The 16,119-nt window shown below is 71.2% G+C and carries 13 protein-coding genes; 7 read left to right on the top strand and 6 right to left on the bottom strand.

All coding sequences use genetic code 11. The annotated features are described in order from the left end of the window. Positions 1–81: 81 nt before the first annotated feature. The 5 genes from treZ to ACI2K4_RS24990 all read right to left on the bottom strand — a co-directional run bounded on the left by treZ (position 82) and on the right by ACI2K4_RS24990 (position 8,620). Positions 82–1,833, bottom strand: coding sequence for a malto-oligosyltrehalose trehalohydrolase (gene treZ, locus ACI2K4_RS25010; protein WP_404514619.1), 1,752 nt, complete (start codon positions 1,831–1,833; stop codon positions 82–84). Next, entirely contained in the window at positions 1,830–4,196 is a 2,367-nt protein-coding gene (gene treY, locus ACI2K4_RS25005) for a malto-oligosyltrehalose synthase (protein ID WP_404514617.1), read from the bottom strand. The genes treZ and treY overlap by 4 nt, the downstream gene beginning before the upstream one ends. 1 nt (position 4,197) lies before the next feature. Then, positions 4,198–6,315, bottom strand: coding sequence for a glycogen debranching protein GlgX (glgX, locus tag ACI2K4_RS25000; protein WP_404514615.1), 2,118 nt, complete (start codon positions 6,313–6,315; stop codon positions 4,198–4,200). Positions 6,316–6,459: 144 nt separating this feature from the next. Further along, entirely contained in the window at positions 6,460–7,698 is a 1,239-nt protein-coding gene (locus tag ACI2K4_RS24995) for an MFS transporter (protein ID WP_404514613.1), read from the bottom strand. Between the two features lie 58 nt (positions 7,699–7,756). Beyond that, entirely contained in the window at positions 7,757–8,620 is an 864-nt protein-coding gene (locus ACI2K4_RS24990) for a hypothetical protein (RefSeq protein WP_404514611.1), read from the bottom strand. A gap of 354 nt (positions 8,621–8,974) precedes the next feature. Between ACI2K4_RS24990 and ACI2K4_RS24985 the strand changes: the two genes are divergently transcribed. From ACI2K4_RS24985 to ACI2K4_RS24960, 6 genes are all read left to right on the top strand, one after another. Then, positions 8,975–11,023, top strand: a complete 2,049-nt coding sequence (locus tag ACI2K4_RS24985) for a sigma-70 family RNA polymerase sigma factor (RefSeq protein ID WP_404514609.1) — start codon at positions 8,975–8,977, stop codon at positions 11,021–11,023. Positions 11,024–11,098: 75 nt separating this feature from the next. After that, positions 11,099–11,746, top strand: coding sequence for a DUF305 domain-containing protein (locus ACI2K4_RS24980; protein ID WP_404514607.1), 648 nt, complete (start codon positions 11,099–11,101; stop codon positions 11,744–11,746). A gap of 129 nt (positions 11,747–11,875) precedes the next feature. Then, complete coding sequence (locus ACI2K4_RS24975; protein ID WP_404514605.1) at positions 11,876–12,394, top strand: hypothetical protein; 519 nt, start codon at positions 11,876–11,878, stop codon at positions 12,392–12,394. 168 nt (positions 12,395–12,562) lie between these two features. Next, entirely contained in the window at positions 12,563–13,027 is a 465-nt protein-coding gene (locus ACI2K4_RS24970) for a MarR family winged helix-turn-helix transcriptional regulator (RefSeq protein WP_404514603.1), read from the top strand. Between the two features lie 138 nt (positions 13,028–13,165). Further along, positions 13,166–13,438 carry a hypothetical protein gene (locus ACI2K4_RS24965; RefSeq protein WP_404514602.1) on the top strand — a complete coding sequence of 91 codons (273 nt, stop codon included), beginning with the start codon at positions 13,166–13,168 and terminating at the stop codon, positions 13,436–13,438. A 148-nt stretch (positions 13,439–13,586) separates the two neighbouring features. Next, on the top strand, positions 13,587–14,417 hold the full coding sequence (locus tag ACI2K4_RS24960; RefSeq protein ID WP_404514600.1) for an FkbM family methyltransferase: 831 nt from the start codon (positions 13,587–13,589) through the stop codon (positions 14,415–14,417). 52 nt (positions 14,418–14,469) lie between these two features. On the opposite strand, the gene ACI2K4_RS24955 is transcribed toward ACI2K4_RS24960, so the two are convergent. Further along, entirely contained in the window at positions 14,470–14,937 is a 468-nt protein-coding gene (locus ACI2K4_RS24955; RefSeq protein ID WP_404514598.1) for a MarR family winged helix-turn-helix transcriptional regulator, read from the bottom strand. Positions 14,938–15,157: 220 nt separating this feature from the next. Between ACI2K4_RS24955 and ACI2K4_RS24950 the strand changes: the two genes are divergently transcribed. Next, positions 15,158–16,003, top strand: coding sequence for an NAD(P)H-binding protein (locus ACI2K4_RS24950; RefSeq protein WP_404514596.1), 846 nt, complete (start codon positions 15,158–15,160; stop codon positions 16,001–16,003). Positions 16,004–16,119: the final 116 nt, after the last annotated feature.

Genomic DNA, 16,119 nt, shown 5'->3' with positions numbered 1-16,119 from the left:
CTGCGCTGATCCGGCAACCTGATCTCGTGATCCGGCAACCTGATCTCGTCGTCCGGGACGCGCAGAGCGAGCACGGGCGGATCAGACCGCGACGATGACTGCGGACTCCGCAGGTAGTTCGACCCCGTTGCGGGTGACGATCGCGCCGGGACCGGTGGCGAGCAGCACTGTGCGTACGACGCTGGCGAGGTCGATTCGTTGCGGCTTGCCGGCCAGGTTGGCCGCCACCACGCAGTTGCCCCGGCGGACAACCAGGAACTGGTCGCCGTACCGGACGTCGATCCGGTCCAGCCGAGGGTCGGAGAGGTCCGGGCGGCTGCGGCGCAGGGCGATCAGTCGCCGGTAGAAGTCGAGCATCTCCCGGTGCTCGGGTTTCTCCAACTCGGCCCAGTCGAGCCGGGAACGGGCGAACGTCTGCGGGTCCTGCGGATCCGGCACAATCCCCTCCGGCCAGCCGTGCGCGGCGAACTCGCGTCGCCGCCCGGCCGCCACGGCGGCGGCGAGTTCCGGTTCCGGGTGGCTGGTGAAGAACTGCCACGGGGTGCTGGCCGCCCACTCCTCGCCCATGAAGAGCATCGGCGTGAACGGTGCGGTGAGCAGCAGCGTCGCGCCGACCCGTTGCAGGGCGGGGGAGAGGGACGCCGACATCCGGTCGCCGGTGGCCCGGTTGCCGATCTGGTCGTGGTTCTGCAGGTACGCGACAAAGCGGTGACCGGGCACCCGGTGCCGGTCGACCGGGCGGCCGTGGCCCCGCCCCCGGAAACCGGACCGGCCACCGGTGTGGAAGAACGCCCCGGCCAGTACGTCGGCCAGTGACTCCAGCGAGCCGAAGTCGGCGTAGTAGCCCTGCTCCTCGCCGGTGAGCAGGGTGTGCAGGGCGTGGTGGGCGTCGTCGTTCCACTGCGCGTGCAGCCCGAACCCACCCGCCTCCCTCGGCGTGATCAGCCGGGGGTCGTTCAGGTCCGACTCGGCGATCAGCGACAGCGGCCGGCCGAGGTGGGTGGAGAGCGCCTCCACCTCGGTCGCCAACTCCTCCAGCAGCGGGATCGCGCGCTGGTCGCGCAACGCGTGTACGGCGTCCAACCGCAACCCGTCGAGGTGGTAGTCGCGCAGCCAGGTCAGCACGCTGTCGACGATGTAGCGGCGTACCTCGTCGGAGTGGGGGCCGTCGAGGTTGACCGAACGCCCCCAGGTGTTGCTGGTCTCGGCCAGGTACGGACCGAACAGTGGTGCGTACGCCCCCGAGGGGCCGAAATGGTTGTAGACGACATCGAGGATCACCCCCAGGCCACGCGCGTGGGCGGCGTCGACCAGCCGTTTCAGCCCGTCCGGCCCACCGTAGCCGTGGTGCGGGGCGAACCAGCAGACGCCGTCGTAGCCCCAGTTGTGGTCGCCGTTGAAGGCGTTCACCGGCAGTAGCTCGATCAGGTCGACACCGAGTTCGACCAGGTGGTCGAGCTTGTCGACGGCGGAGTCGAAGGTGCCCTCCGGGGTGAAGGTGCCGACGTGCAGTTCGTACAGCACACCGCCGGGCAGTTGCCGGCCGGTCCAGTGCTGGTCGTGCCAGGCGTACGCGGAGTGGTCGTAGACCCGGCTGGCCCCGTGCACCCCGTCGGGCTGCCACGCCGACCGTGGGTCGGGCAGCGCCAGGTCGCCGTCGTCGAGCAGGTACGCGTAGTCGGTGCCCGGCCCGGCGTCCGGTACGTCGACGCTCCACCAGCCGTCGGCTCCGGCCGTCATCTCGTGGTCGGTCGCGGTTTCCCCGGCACCGGTTCCGACCAGGCGAAGACGTACCCGGGATGCTGCCGGTGCCCAGACCGTGAACTCGGTCATGATGCCTCCACGGGCGTGCTTCGGGTGAGCAGTGCCACCGGGTAGTCGGCCAGCAGTTCGGCCAGGAGGACCCGCTCGTCACTGTAGACGCGGCCGGTGAACAGCTCGGTCACTTCGTTAACGCCGAGTGACAGCCAGGTGCCGCCCCACCCGCCGCGCCGGGCCAGGCCCAGCGGCAGCCGGGTGGCGACCGCCAGCACCCCGCCCCGGTCGAAGGCAACCACGTGCTCGGCGGCCGGTCCGTGGACCGGCACCGGACGGTAACCGGTGAAGAGTTCCGGCCGGTCCCGACGCAGCCGCAGGGTCCGGGAGACCACCAGCAGCTTCGCCGCGCCGGACGCGTCGACCGGCGGACGCCAGCCGGCGTCGAGCCGGTCCAGCAGGTCCCGGCGTACGTCGAAGTCGACCGGGCGGCGGTTGTCCGGGTCGACCAGCGAGTTGTCCCACAACTCGGTGCCCTGGTAGGTGTCCGGAACCCCGGGCATGGCGAGCTGCACCAGCTTCTGCCCGAGCGAGTTGGACCAGCCGGCCGGGGTGATCCGGTCGACGAAGTCGGTGATCTCGGCGTGCAGTTTCTCGTCGTCGTACATCCGGTCGACCAGCGCGTGCAGGTCGTGCTCGAACGCCGGATCCGGGTCGGACCAGGTGGTGTACGTCGCCGCCTCCCGGGCCGCCTTCTCGGCGTACGCGTGCAACCGGTCCCGTTCGATCGGCCAGGCACCGACCGTGGTCTGCCAGAGCAGGTGCGCGAGCGCCGGATCGGCCAGCGGTACGCGGGCCGCCCAGTCGCGTACCCGCCGGGCCCAGACGTCGGGCAGTTCGGCGAGTACGGCCAGCCGGGCCCGTACGTCCTCGCCGCGTTTGGTGTCGTGCGTGCCGAGCGTGGTCATCCCGGTCGGCCAGCGTTCCTGCCGCGCGGTCGCGGCGGCGTGGAACTCGGCCGGCGGTACGCCGAACCTGGCCGGGCTGCCGCCGACCTCGTTGAGCGCGACGAAGCGGCTCCACCGGTAGTAGGCGGTGTCCTCCACCCCCTTCGCCATCACCGCGCCGGTGAGCTGCGGGAACCGTTGGGCCAGCTCGTCGTCGGGATCGCGCAGCCGGGCGGTGACCGTGTCCAGGATGCCGGTCAGGTCGGGCCGCCGCCGTCCCGCCTCCGATCGGGCCATCGCCAGGTGCCGGGTCCCGTGCGGCGGGTAGCCCCGGTAGACCGGGAAGCAGGCGACGAGTTCGGCCAGCGCCGCGCGGGCCGACTCCGGTGCCACCTCCGGCACCAGCCGGGCCAGCCGGTTCAGTTCGGCCGCGAGGAGCCGGGTGACCACCGTCCGCTTGCAGTGGTGCGTCAGCGAGGGCCAGGAGGTCGGCCGACCGGTGAGCGTGGTGTCCAGGACGGTGAAGTCGCCGGCCGCCGAACGGTCGACAAAGAGCCCGCAGACCTCGGCGAGGGCGTCGTAGCCGGTGGTGCCGTCGACCGGCCAGTCCGGCAACTCCTCGCCGTACTCCAGGATCTTCTCGACCACCAGCCAGGTCTCCGGCGCCGCGGCCCGGAGCCGGGCCAGGTAGCCGGCCGGGTCGCGGAGCCCGTCCGGGTGGTCGACCCGGATGCCGTCCACCTCACCGGCCGCCACCCAGCGCAGCACCTCGCCATGGGTGGCGTCGAAGACCGCCGGGTCCTCGACCCGCAGCCCGGCCAGGTCGGAGACGGCGAAGAAGCGCCGGTAGCCCAGCTCGGTGTCGCCGCGTCGCCAGGAGACCAACTCGTAGTGCTGCCGGTCGTGCACCTCGCGCGGGCTGCCACCGGCGGTGCCGTCGGCGACCGGGTAGCGGTGCTCGTGGTAGCGCAACTCCCCGTCGGCGAGCTTGAGATCGTCGAGCGGGTCCGGAGCGCCGGTCTCGCCGGGCTGGCCGCCGTCGGGCTGGCCGCTGTCGGGCCGCTGCGCGTCGTCGGCGAGGACCGGGAGCAGCAGCCGGGGCCGCGACCAGTCGATGTCGAACCAGTCCGCGTACGCCGAGGCGCGTCCCCGCCGCAGCACGTCCCACCAGGCCGGATTCGCCGCCGGCAGGGCGACCCCGGTGTGGTTCGGCACGATGTCCACGACCAGGCCCAGGTTGACCTCGCGCAGGGCCTGGACCAGCCGCCGCCGGCCGGGTTCGCCGCCGAGTTCCGGGTTGACCGAGCGCGGGTCGACCACGTCGTAGCCGTGCGCCGAACCCGGGGTGGCGGTCAGCAGCGGCGCGCTGTAGAGATGACTGACGCCGAGCCGGGCCAGGTAACCGGCGAGGCCGGCGGTCGCGTCGAGATCGAAGCCGGGGCGGACCTGCACCCGGTAGGTGGCCCTGACCCGTGGGTTCGCACCGGTGGGCATGTCACACCATCCTCTCCAGCGCCACCAGCGAACGGTCCGGCACCCGTACGGTCGCGCCGGTGTCGACCACCAGCGGTTCGTCCGGGTCGGGCTCGGCGGTGCCGATCACACGTTCCCACTTCTGACCGAACTCGGCGCCGGGCAGGGTGAAGTCCAGCGCCGCGTCGTGCGCGTTGAACAGCAGCAGGAACGAACTGTCCCGATGCCGCTGACCGTACTGGCCGCGTTCGCGGATTCCGTCGCCGTTGACAAAGAGCGCGACGGCGCGGCCGAAGTCGTTGCCCCAGTCCTCGCCGGTCATCTCCCGCCCGTCCGGGGTGTACCAGGCGAGGTCGGGCAGGGGAGCGCCGGCGGTCCGGGTGCTCACCGGCAGGCCGGTGAAGAAGCGACGCCGGTGGAACACCTGGTGCCGGGCGCGGAAGGCGGTCAGCGTACGGACGAAGTCCAGCAGCTCCTCGTCGACGTTCTCCCAGTCCACCCAGGCCAGCTCGTTGTCCTGGCAGTAGGCGTTGTTGTTGCCGTGCTGGCTGCGACCCAGCTCGTCGCCGTGGCCGATCATCGGGACGCCCTGCGAGAGCATCAGCGTGGCGAGGAAGTTGCGTCGTTGCCGGGCCCGCAGGGCGAGTACGTCCGGGTCGTCGGTCGGCCCCTCGACGCCGCAGTTCCAGGACCGGTTGTGTCCCTCTCCGTCCCGGTTCTCCTCACCGTTGGCCTCGTTGTGCTTGTCGTCGTACGACACCAGGTCGGTCAGGGTGAAGCCGTCGTGGCAGGTGACGAAGTTGATGCTGTGGAACGGCCGGCGCCCGTCGTCCTGGTAGAGGTCGGCGGAGCCGGAGATCCGGGAGGCGAACTCGGAGAGGGTGGCCGGCTCGCCGCGCCAGAAGTCGCGCACGGTGTCCCGGTACTTGCCGTTCCACTCGGTCCAGACCGGCGGGAAGTTGCCCACCTGGTAGCCACCGGGGCCGACGTCCCACGGCTCGGCGATCAGCTTCACCTGGCTGACCACCGGGTCCTGCTGCACCACCTCGAAGAAGGTGGAGAGGCGGTCGACGTCGTAGAACTCCCGGGCCAGGGTCGCGGCGAGGTCGAACCGGAACCCGTCGACGTGCATCTCCCGCACCCAGTACCGCAACGAGTCCATGATCAGTTGCAGTGAGTGTGGGCTGCGTACGTTCAGGCTGTTGCCGGTCCCGGTGTAGTCGACGTAGTGCCGGCGGTCGGACTCGGAGAGCCGGTAGTAGGACGGGTTGTCCACGCCCTTGAACGACAGCGTCGGGCCGAGATGGTTCCCCTCGGCGGTGTGGTTGTAGACCACGTCGAGGATCACCTCGATGCCGGCCGCGTGCAGCGCCCGGACCATCGCCCGGAACTCCTGCACCTGCTGGCCGAGTCGACCCAGGGCCGAGTAACCGTGGTGCGGGGCGAAGAAGCCGATGGTGTTGTAACCCCAGTAGTTGCGCAGCCCCAGGTCGGCCAGGCGATGATCGTGTACGAACTCGTGCACCGGCATCAGCTCGATCGCGGTCACGCCGAGCCGGGTCAGGTGCTCGATGATCGCCGGGTGGGCGATCGCCGCGTACGTGCCGCGCAGCTCCTCCGGGATCGCCGGGTGCCGCCGGGTCAGCCCGCGTACGTGCGCCTCGTAGATCACGGAGTGGTGGTACGGCGTACGGGGCGGCTTGTCGTTTCCCCAGTCGAAGTACGGGTTCACCACCACCGCCTTCGGCACGAACGGCGCCGAGTCGGTCTCCGACATCCGGTCCGGATCGGCCAGCTCGTAGTCGTAGACCGCCGGGTCCCAGACCACCTCGCCGTCGACCGCCTTCGCGTACGGGTCGAGCAGCAGCTTGTGCGGGTTGCAGCGGAGCCCCTCCGACGGGTCGTACGGCCCGTGCACCCGGAACCCGTACCGCTGTCCCGGCTGCACCCCCGGCAGGTACGCGTGCCAGACGTACGCGTCGACCTCCGGCAACCGGATCCGGCGCTCGCCGCCGAGGTCCCACTCGTCGAAGAGGCAGAGCTCGACCGACTCGGCGACCTCGGAGAAGATCGCGAAGTTGGTTCCCGTCCCGTCGTACGTCGCCCCCAGTGGGTACCGTTCCCCCGGCCAGACCTGCATGGTGCTCCTTCGCCCTGGTCGCCAGCCCCGGGCCGGGTAGCCCGACGCGCACGCGCTTATTGCCCACCCCCCACCCCCACCAACCCCTCCGGGGGGTAAGGAAGGGCCCCTTGTTATCGCTTTTTGTAGAGGAAGGGGCCCTTCCTAACACTCGGACGGGGCGGCGCGCAGGGTGTTGGGGAGCTTGGCGGGTGGGGGTGGGTCCAGGCGGGCGCTGGTCAGCAGCCAGCCACCGGCCAGTAGCGTGCCGAGCGCGGACGTACCGAGCGGAATCCGGTAGTCGACCACGGCCAGCAGCCCGGCCCCGGCCAGCAGGGCGATCGAGGTGGGCGCGAAGACCAGCGAGGTGGCGGTGGCGGCGACCCGCCCGAGCAGGGCGTGCGGCGTACGTCGCTGCACCGCGGTCATCGCCGCGACCACCGTCCACGGCAGACCGGCTCCCATCAGCACGGCGCTCACCAGCACGGCAGGTGACCAGGGCAGACAACGCAGTGCCGTACCGGCGGCGAAGAGCAGCGCGCCCCAGCCGGCGAGGAACGGTTCGCCGTACCGGTCGAGGAGTCGGCCGGCGAGCAGGCCGCCGGCGATCGAACCGATCCCGTGTACGGAGGTGATCACCCCGGCGAAGGTGGCCGGCTGGTGCAGGCCGTCGCGGACCACCGCGTACAGCACCGCCGAGCCGAGCCCGGACATCAGCATGGTGACCGAGGCGACCAGCACGACGGCGCGCAGTGGCCGATGGCCGAGGAGGAAGTCGACGCCGTCGCGGGATCGTCCGACGGGGCGGGGTTCCGGGACGACATGCCCGTCCCCGGCGAGCGAAGCTGTCGTACGGATGGCGGCGTAGAGGGCGGCGGCGGTGCCGAGCAGGGCGGCGCTGAGCAGGGCGACCGCCGGGCCGCCGAGCCAGCTGAACAGTGCGGCGCCGACCAGCGGGGCGACCAGCTTGGTGCCCTCCTGCGCGCTCATCCGTAGGCCGTTGAGACCGCCTAGTTGGTCGTCCGGCAGCGCTGCCGGCAGGACTGCCGCCTCCGCGGCGTCCAGCAGTACGTAGCTGACGCCGTAGCCGAGCAGCACCGTGTAGAGCAGCCAGAGCTGGTCGGCGGAGCGAACCGCGAAGAGCAGGAGCAGCAGTCCGGCCATGGCCAGGCTGGTCCCGACCAGCAGTGGCTGGCGCGGCAGCCGGTCGACCAGCACGCCGAGCGCCGGTCCGAGCAGGCTGGGTGCGAACACACAGGCGGCGGCGAGGGCGGCCAGGCTGGTGGAGCCGGTCAGGTCGAGCGCCCAGAGCCCGGCGGCGAGCGACATCGCCGTGCCGCCGAAGCCGGCGACCAGGGAGACCCCGACGAAGAGGAGTGCGTTCCGGTCCCGGAGCAGTCGCACCGGCCACCTCCAGAGTTGAGCCGAGTTGGCTCAATCTTGGGGATGGTCTCGACCGGTGTCAAGCCGTGGTGGATCCGCCACCGGAGTCGGAGTCGGGGTCGGGGTCGGGGTCGGGTTCCGGGCGGGCGGTGTCGGCGGCGCGGCGCAGGCGGTGCAGTGCCGCCCGAAGCGGTCGCGGCACCGCGTCGGGCAGCATCCCGCCACGCATTGCCTCGCCACGCATTGCCTCGCCACGCATTGCCCCGCCAGGCATTGCCTCGCCACGCATCGTCCCGCTGGGTAGCGCTCCGTCGGGGGTTGTTCCGCTGGGCGTGGTTCCGCCAGGCGGGGTTCCGCCGGGTGGCCTTCTGTCGGGTGGCCTTCTGTCGGGTGGCGACGCCATCGCGTCCAGATCCGCCAGTGCCTGGACGACGAGTGCGTAGAGCGCGCCGGGAGCGGCGGTCGAGGCGGCCTCGATGCTGGTCCGGGCCAACTCGGCGCGCGGGTGCCGGGTGTCCCACTCCGGATCGGCGTCGAGGTGCCGGTTCGCCGCCTCGGCTGCCGCCCTGAGTCGGCGGATGGCGGTGCCGTACGTGATGTCAACGGACTGTTGACGCTGGCGGGTCTCGCGTACCCGGCCCGGGTCGCGCCCGCTGTCGCCGCGTAGCCGCAGCCAGCGCTGCTCGGCCGCCTGACGGGAGGTCAGGCCCAGCGCGGTGGCGATCCGGGCCCAACTCGTCCGCCCGTCCCGGGCCGACTCGATCAGCGTGCGCTCGATCCGGTCCAGATCCGCGCGTACCCCGTCGAGGAGCGCGAGCGCGGCCAGCACCTGCTCGGGCGTGGAGTCGGAGGCGGCGGCGACGGCCGCCGCCGCCCGATGGTCACGCAGCGACCGGGCCCGTGGCTCGTCCGTCTGCCCCTCGGCAAAATCGGTCTGCCCCATGGCAAAAATGGTCCCGTCGGCGCACAACGGTGTCAACGAATCGTTGTCGCCTGCTCCGTATCGCCGGGCGACGAGGTGGGCCGGTGTCGGTTGACAGGCCCGTGACCGGCTGCCTAGCCTGCGCCGGCAGGTCGGACTCGTGCCGCCACCGGGGGCGACCCGGGGCTGAGCTGCCCGAACCCGGCCGGCGAGGGCGAGGTTGTGGAGTTTCCGTAATCCGCCGGGCGGGTCCCAGTCTCCTGACAGGGAGAGGCCGAACAAATCCGGCCTTCGGCGCCTGACGCTCTGACGTACCGCCACGATTCCGGCGGAAAGCCGCACGAGCGAAGAGAATTCGAAGGGGAGTGAGACGCCATGTCCGGAGCCGGACGGGGCGTACCCGAGGTTGGGATAGTCATCGCGGCCCAGCGGGGCAACCAGCACGCGCTCGAAGAACTGGTGGCGAACTCCCTCCCACTCGTCTACAACATCGTCGGGCGCGCTCTGCGCGGGCACACCGACGTCGACGACGTGGTCCAGGAAACCCTGGTACGGGTGGTGCGGCACCTGACCGACCTGCGCGACCCCGAGGCGTTCCGGCCCTGGTTGGTCGCGATCACGATCCGGCAGATCCGCGACTGGGAACAGCATCGACGTACCGCGCTGATCCGCGACGCCGGGGTCGACGCGATCCACGAGGTGCCCGACCCGGCGGCCGACTTCGCCGAGGTGACGATTCTCCGGCTCGGTCTCACCGACCAGCGCCGTGAGGTCGCCGAGGCGACCCGCTGGCTGGACCCGGACGACCAGGAACTGCTCGCCCTCTGGTGGTTGGAGGAGACCGGCGAACTCGGTCGCGCCGACCTGGCCGCCGCGCTCGGCCTCAGCGTCAGCCACGCGGCGGTGCGGATCCACCGGATGAAGGAGCAGATCCAGACCGCGCGTACGGTCGTCCGTGCGCTGCGTGGTCGGCCCGGCTGCCCCGACCTGCGGAACATGACCTCCGGTTGGAACGGCACGCCAACCCCGCTCTGGCGCAAGCGCCTGGCCCGGCACGTACGCGACTGCGGCATCTGCGGTCGCTACCGCGAGGACTTCCTCCCGATCGACCGGCTGCTCGCCGGGCTGCCGCTGCTCCCCTTGCCGGCGGGCTTCGGCGACCAGGCGATCACCGCGGCCGTGTACGCGAACCCGGCCGCGCCGCACGCCGCCACCGCCTACCACCAGTCCGACGCCTACCACCAGTCCGATGCCACGTACTACCAGCCTGATGCCACGTACCACCAGGCTGACGGGGCGTACCAGGCCGCTGGGGCGCAGCAGGCGACCACCCCGGCCGGCGGTTCGACCTGGACCCCCGGGCCGGAGGCCGCGCCGCCGGACGGGGCGGGCTGGCTGGGCAACCTGTTCACCGGCGGCGCCAAGAAGGTGCTGATCCCGCTCACCGCCGCCGCCGCAGTAGCCACGCTGGTGGCCGGGGCGCTGGTGGTGACCAAGCTGACCGGACCGACGCCCCCTCCCGCCGCCGCGCCCCCGCCGGTTGACGCCGCGCTGGCACCGGCCGAGGCCAGTCAGTCCCCGTCCGCCACCCCCACTCCCACGCCGTCGGCCAGCCCGAGCCCGTCGCAGAAGGCCACCCCGAGCGCCAAGCCGAGCAGTCGGGCGCCCGCCGCCGGACCGGCTGTCACGTCCGCCAAGAAGGGCGTCGGGGTCTGGAGCTTCAACGGGGTGAGTCAGGCCCTGGCCAACTCGAAGGCGAGTTGGTACTACACCTGGAGCACCCAGCACTCCGGCATCAACACCCCGAGCGGGGCGACGTTCGTACCGATGATCTGGGGTTCGCAGAGCGTCACCGCGACCGAGTTGGCCCGTGCCAAGGCCGCCGGGCCGTACCTGCTCGGCTTCAACGAGCCGGACCTGCGGGAGCAGTCGAACATGACGCCGGAGCAGGCGCTGGACCTCTGGCCGCAGCTCGTCGCCACCGGCAACACGCTGGGCAGCCCGGCGGTCGCCTGGGGTGGCGCCGACCCGGGTGGCTGGCTGGACCGCTTCATGGCCGGGGCGAAGTCACGCGGACTGCGGGTCGACTTCATCGCCCTGCACTGGTACGGCGGCGACTTCAACACCAGCAACGCGGTGAACCAGCTCAAGCAGTACCTGACGGCCGTCTACAACCGCTACAAGGTGCCGATCTGGCTGACCGAGTTCGCGCTGATGAACTTCGCCGCCGGTGCCCAGCGGTTCCCGACCCAGGAGCAGCAGGCGGCCTTCCTGACGGCCGCCACGAAGATGCTCGGTGGTCTCTCCTTCCTGCACCGGTACGCATGGTTCGGCCTGCCGGCGACCGACAAGGACCAGTCCGGGCTGTTCCGGACCGGGACCGAGGCGACCGCTGTCGGACGCGCGTTCCAGGCCGCCGGCTGACCCCACGGCACAAAGCGAGCGGTACGGGCCAGAGGCGCGCGGTACGGCAGGATGCGGGGTGGGGAAGGTGGCGGGATGAGCGGAGTCGAGCCCGACCGTGGCAGCGGGATGACCGCCTCGTCGACCGGGAAACGCGGCTGGCGTCTCGTCGGCGTGGTGGCGATTCTGGTCACGACCGCGCTGACCGTGTCGCTGGCGCAGGGTTGGTTGCACGGTGGCACCCGGGCGAAGGCGGTCCAGCCGGCAGCGAGCCCGACCGTGGCGCCGGTCGTACTCAGCGGGACGGACGTCGCGTTCGTTCAACTGATGATCCCGATGGACGACCGTGCGCTGGTCTTCTTCTCCTACCTCGACACCGCCGAGGGCGTGACCCCGGCCCTACGCGAACTGGCCGGCCGCCTCGCCCGGAGCCACCGGGCGGAGGTGGCCGACCTGCGCTCGTTGCTGAACGAGGGCGGCGTGGCCGAGGAGAACATCCACGAGGGGCACCAGATGCCCGGAATGATCACGGAACTGCGGCTGGACGACCTCAAGGCCGCGCCGGCCGGCGAGTTCGGCCGCCGCGCGGTCACCCTCATCCAGGAACATCTGGCCCAGGGCGCGTCGCTGTCGCGTTCGGAGCAGAAGTTCGGCGGCAGCGAACGGGCCAAGGCGCTCGCCGCCGCCCTCGAACAGGCGCGCAACGAGGAACTTGCCCTGCTGAAGGCGGTGCCGCAGGGTTGACCCGGCCAGCGATTCGGCCGGCGACACACCGGTGGTTCCGACCCCGGCCCTACCGCGTCGTTCGCACACCTGTCGGGTAACTTCGTTCCCTGGCCCTGGCAGCACCGTCCGACAGGAGAAGTTATCCGCATGGGTAGAAAGACCGTTCACGTCTCCGATTTCAGCGGCAAGGTCCTCCACTCCGACGACGAGGTCGTACGCGTCGTGGTCCTGGAACACCCGGACCTGGTGGCCGGACCCGTGCAGTTGGAGGCCAGGCCGGTCGAGGTGGAGGGCATCGACGACGCGTCGCTGGACGTCGCGATCGTGGAGATCTACGACAGCCTCGGGGGTGGCGAGCCGCGAAGGGTGGTGCTCACCGCCAACGAGTTCGACGCGCTGGCCACGGACGTACCGATGGCCCAGTTGCTGAAGACCGCGGAGCGGATCAAGCCGACGAAGACGGCCAAGCGTGCCGCCAACGACCGGCTCGACTACGCCACCCTCGAACACGCGGGCAAGCCGCACCGGGGCAAGACCACCGAGGAGGAGGCGCAGCTCGTCCGGGAGAATCTTGACGAGATCAACAAGCGCCTCGCCGACGAGGGTGTCCGGCAGATCGACCCGGCCGACCCCGAGCACGCGGCCCGGTACGGCTTCCCGGCCTGACCGTACCCGCGTACGTTGTGCCGCTGACCGGGTCTCGTACCCGGTCAGCGGTCTTTCTGCGGTGGCCCGGCCGGCCAGGGGTAGCCTTCGTCCCGGTATGGCGGGTACGGCGGCTGCGGGTCACCCGGCCGGTCGGGTCGGGCCTGGACGAGTGGGCGGGAGACGGCGATGGGCGACGGGGAGAGCGTGGTCGACCCGCTCGCGCTGGAGCGGCAGGTGTGTTTTGCCCTCTCGGTCGCCTCTCGTAACGTGGTCGCGCTCTACCGGCCGCTGTTGGAGCCGATGGGGCTGACCCATCCGCAGTACCTGGTGATGCTGGCGCTGTGGCAGACGACGCCGCTCTCGGTCAAGGCGCTGAGCCGGCTGTTGCAACTCGACCCGGGCACGCTCTCCCCGCTGCTCAAGCGGCTGGAGTCGAACGGGTTGATCCGCCGGCACCGGGACGCCCAGGACGAGCGGGTCCTGGCCGTGGTGCTGACCGAGTCGGGGCAGGCCCTGCGGGCACGGGCGGAGCGGATCCCCGGTGCGGTGCTGGAGCGTCTCGGGATGGACCTCGACGAGTTGCAGAAGCTGCACGCCTCGCTCTCCCGGCTGATCGAGGCGACCCGGAACGTCGAGCCGGCCGGGGCCTGACCGGCCGCTCCCGTGGCCCCGCTCCGCCGCTCGCGCCCCGGGTCGGCCGGAGGCATCCCGGACTGTTGCCAGGCAGGCGATTGGTGTACAAACGATTGGTACACCAAGCATGTGTCGGGCGAGAGGGATGGGGACGACATGGGCGAGTCACGGTCGAAGCGTTCGTTTCCCGTACGGCTGGCCGGTCGGGACCGGATGTTCGACTTCCTGTTCAAGATCCTCGGGCCGCCGACCGTGGAGAACGCCGTCCAGGGCACCAGCGCGGAGGCGCGGGAAGGCTGGCAGCGGGACCTCGCGGCTCGCAAGCGGTACAGCGCTGAGCAGCGGGCGAAGAAGGCCGAACGTCGCCGTGGCGGCAACCCCTCGACCGGCTTTCTCGCGCCGTCCGAACCACCGAACCCGCTCGACTGAACGGATCGGATCCGGGACCCGTTGAGGCCCAGCCTCCGCTCGTCCCACTGCACCGCGTCACCTCCGGGTCGCCTGCATCGTTGCGGTGAGGACGCCGCACTCCGTGCCCGTACGTGAGACCGAGGCGCGTGAGCAGGGGAGGCTCGGCTTGGCAACCTTCCGTTCGGTGCTGCGACAGGCGCTGCACAAGTCAGGGGGGCAACGGGTCAGGATCGTCGCCCAACGGACCGTGCTGCGCGCCCGCTCCGGCGCGTTCCGTAACGAGATCGGCGTGCTCATGCACGCCGACCCGGCCGACATCCGGGGCGTACTGCTCGCGATGTACAACGGGAACCTCGACCGGAGCGCGGTCGCGACCTGGCGCCGGCTCGCCACCGAACTGCGGCCGACGGTGGCCCTGGACATCGGCGCCAACTACGGCGAGGTGGCCTTCTCCACCCGTTACCACGACGGGCTGCGCGCGCTGCACCTGGTGGAACCGAATCCCGTGGTGATCCGCATGCTCCGCGAGACGCTCCGGCACAACGGCGCGGACTACCCCGACATCGTGCTGCACGAGGGGGCCGCGAGTGACACCGCCGGGGTCGCCCGGCTCAACTTCCACAAACACTCGGGGGTCTCCTCGCTCCGCCTGCGCAGTGACCGGGGCGTCTCGGTGGACTGCTTCCGGTTGGACGAGCGGGTCACCCTCGCGCCCGACGACACGTTGCTGTTCAAAATCGACGTGGAGGGGCACGAACTGGCCGCGCTGGAGGGCATGAGCGGCCTGCTCCACGGCCGCCGTGTCGCCGGGATCTGCGAGGTGATGCACGCGGACGAGGAACTGGTGGACTACCTCTGCCGGAACTTCGCCGTCAGTGTGATCCGGGGCGGGGTGGAACACGAGGTCGACGCGCCCGGGTTGCGGGAGACCCTGGCCCGGGCCAGGGCCACCGGTTGGGCGGGCCTGAGCAAGGACGTCGTGCTCCGGTCCCGCTGACCGGCGCCACCGCCCCGGCACTGCCCCGGCACCGCCCCCCGCACCGCCCGGCTCACCCCTCGGTGTCCTGGCCGCTCGCCGGCAGGGTCGCCACGCTGCGGCGCAGCGCGGCCGTGAACGACTGGTACCCGTCCGGCCCGAGGGTGTCGGAGAGGTTCTGCTCGATCAGGCCCACCAGGCCGTCGGAGATTTCCATGAAGCTGAGTCCCCGTTCGGTGGGGATGATCAGCTTTGCCCGCCGGTCGGCCGGGTCCGGGGTACGCCGGACGTAGCCCAGCCGCTCCAGCTCGTCCAGAATCGCACCCATTGTCTGCTTGTTGCGCCCGGCCAGTCGGGCCAGCTCGCCGGGGCGGGTGCCCTCCGCGTCCAGGTACGCGAGCACCGCACCGTGCCGGGGTCGGACGTCCCCGAACCCCTGGGCCGAGGCCCGGGTGAAGATCTCGCGCTGGATCCGCGCGGAGAGCTGTACGGCCAGGATGCCGAGATCGGGCTCCTGCTCCTTACGTGTGCTGCGTTTCATAAATCAGTCCAATCATTGGACGGTCACGTTTTTGGACTATATCGTGGTCGTCGGCACCACCGCCCGGTCCTGCTGACAGTAGGGCCGACCAGCGGAGGCGCGGCGAGCCACCCGTGACTCATCGGTCACCGGTCGACCCGGCGCGGCACGGTGTCGTACCGCAGCCGGTCGCGGGACGGCCGCGGTGGGATCACCACCCGCACGACCCAGGGAGAGAGTCATGACCATTCTGATCACCGGATCGACCGGCATGGTGTCGGGCGAGGTGCTGCGTCAGGTCGCCGGCAAGGCGCCGGTGCGTGCCCTCGTACGGGACAAGTCGCGCGCACCCGAACTGGACGGCGTCGAGTACGTCGTCGGCGACCTGAACGACGCCTCCACGCTGGCGCCGGCCTTCGACGGCGTGAGCACGCTGTGGCTGCTGACGCCGATGGGGCCGCTGGCGCCGAGCCAGAGCATGCACGCGGTCCGGGCCGCCCAGGAGGCCGGGGTCGGGCACATCGTCCGGCTCTCCGCGATCGGTGCGGCACACGACGCACCGACCCGCAACGGCCGGCTGCACGCACTCTCCGACGTTGAACTGCAGCACTCCGGCATCCCCTGGACGATCGTGCGGCCGAGCCATTTCATGCAGAACCTGCTCGGGACCGTGGCCGGGGAGCACCTCTTCGGGCTCTTGGGCGAGTCGCGGGTCGGCGCGGTCGACGTGGCGGACATCGGTGCGGTCGGGACCGAGATTCTCCTCGCGCCGCAGCGCCACGAGGGCAAGATCTACACGCTCACCGGCCCGGAGAGCTTCTCGCTGGACCAGGCGGCGGAGGAGATCACGCGTACGGCCGGTCGGTCGGTCCGGTACCTGCCGCAGAGCCCCGAGCAGACGCTCGACAACCTGCTCCAGGCGGGACTCGACGCGTGGACGGCGGAGGTGCTCACCGAGTACCGGGTTGCCTACGGTTCGGGGTGGGGCGACTTCACCAACGACCACGTTGCCAGCGTTGTCGGCCGCCCGGCGCGCAGCTTCGCGGAGTTCGTCCGCGATCATCGCGAACAGTTCGCCAACGCGTAACCCGATCATGGTCGCGGCGGGGCCGTCGGATGTGATTTCGACGATGGGTCCCGCCGCGTCCCGTACCCCGCACTCGCCGCCCGCCGCGGTCGGCGAGTGCGTTCCCGACCTGTCCC

The sequence above is a fragment of the Micromonospora sp. NPDC050397 genome (assembly GCF_044901685.1).
Taxonomy (GTDB): Bacteria; Actinomycetota; Actinomycetes; order Mycobacteriales; family Micromonosporaceae; genus Micromonospora_G.
The sequence above is the reverse complement of the archived record's forward strand: the minus strand, read 5'-3'. Positions and strand labels throughout refer to the sequence as shown.

Coding starts and splice junctions, on each gene's coding strand:
- ACI2K4_RS24985 (WP_404514609.1), top strand. CDS start 8,975: ATGTCCGGAGCCGGACGGGGCGTACCCGAGGTTGGGATAGTCATCGCG.
- ACI2K4_RS24980 (WP_404514607.1), top strand. CDS start 11,099: ATGAGCGGAGTCGAGCCCGACCGTGGCAGCGGGATGACCGCCTCGTCG.
- ACI2K4_RS24955 (WP_404514598.1), bottom strand. CDS start 14,937: ATGAAACGCAGCACACGTAAGGAGCAGGAGCCCGATCTCGGCATCCTG.
- ACI2K4_RS24990 (WP_404514611.1), bottom strand. CDS start 8,620: ATGGGGCAGACCGATTTTGCCGAGGGGCAGACGGACGAGCCACGGGCC.
- ACI2K4_RS24975 (WP_404514605.1), top strand. CDS start 11,876: ATGGGTAGAAAGACCGTTCACGTCTCCGATTTCAGCGGCAAGGTCCTC.
- ACI2K4_RS24950 (WP_404514596.1), top strand. CDS start 15,158: ATGACCATTCTGATCACCGGATCGACCGGCATGGTGTCGGGCGAGGTG.
- treY (WP_404514617.1), bottom strand. CDS start 4,196: ATGCCCACCGGTGCGAACCCACGGGTCAGGGCCACCTACCGGGTGCAG.
- ACI2K4_RS24965 (WP_404514602.1), top strand. CDS start 13,166: ATGGGCGAGTCACGGTCGAAGCGTTCGTTTCCCGTACGGCTGGCCGGT.
- treZ (WP_404514619.1), bottom strand. CDS start 1,833: ATGACCGAGTTCACGGTCTGGGCACCGGCAGCATCCCGGGTACGTCTT.
- ACI2K4_RS24970 (WP_404514603.1), top strand. CDS start 12,563: ATGGGCGACGGGGAGAGCGTGGTCGACCCGCTCGCGCTGGAGCGGCAG.
- glgX (WP_404514615.1), bottom strand. CDS start 6,315: ATGCAGGTCTGGCCGGGGGAACGGTACCCACTGGGGGCGACGTACGAC.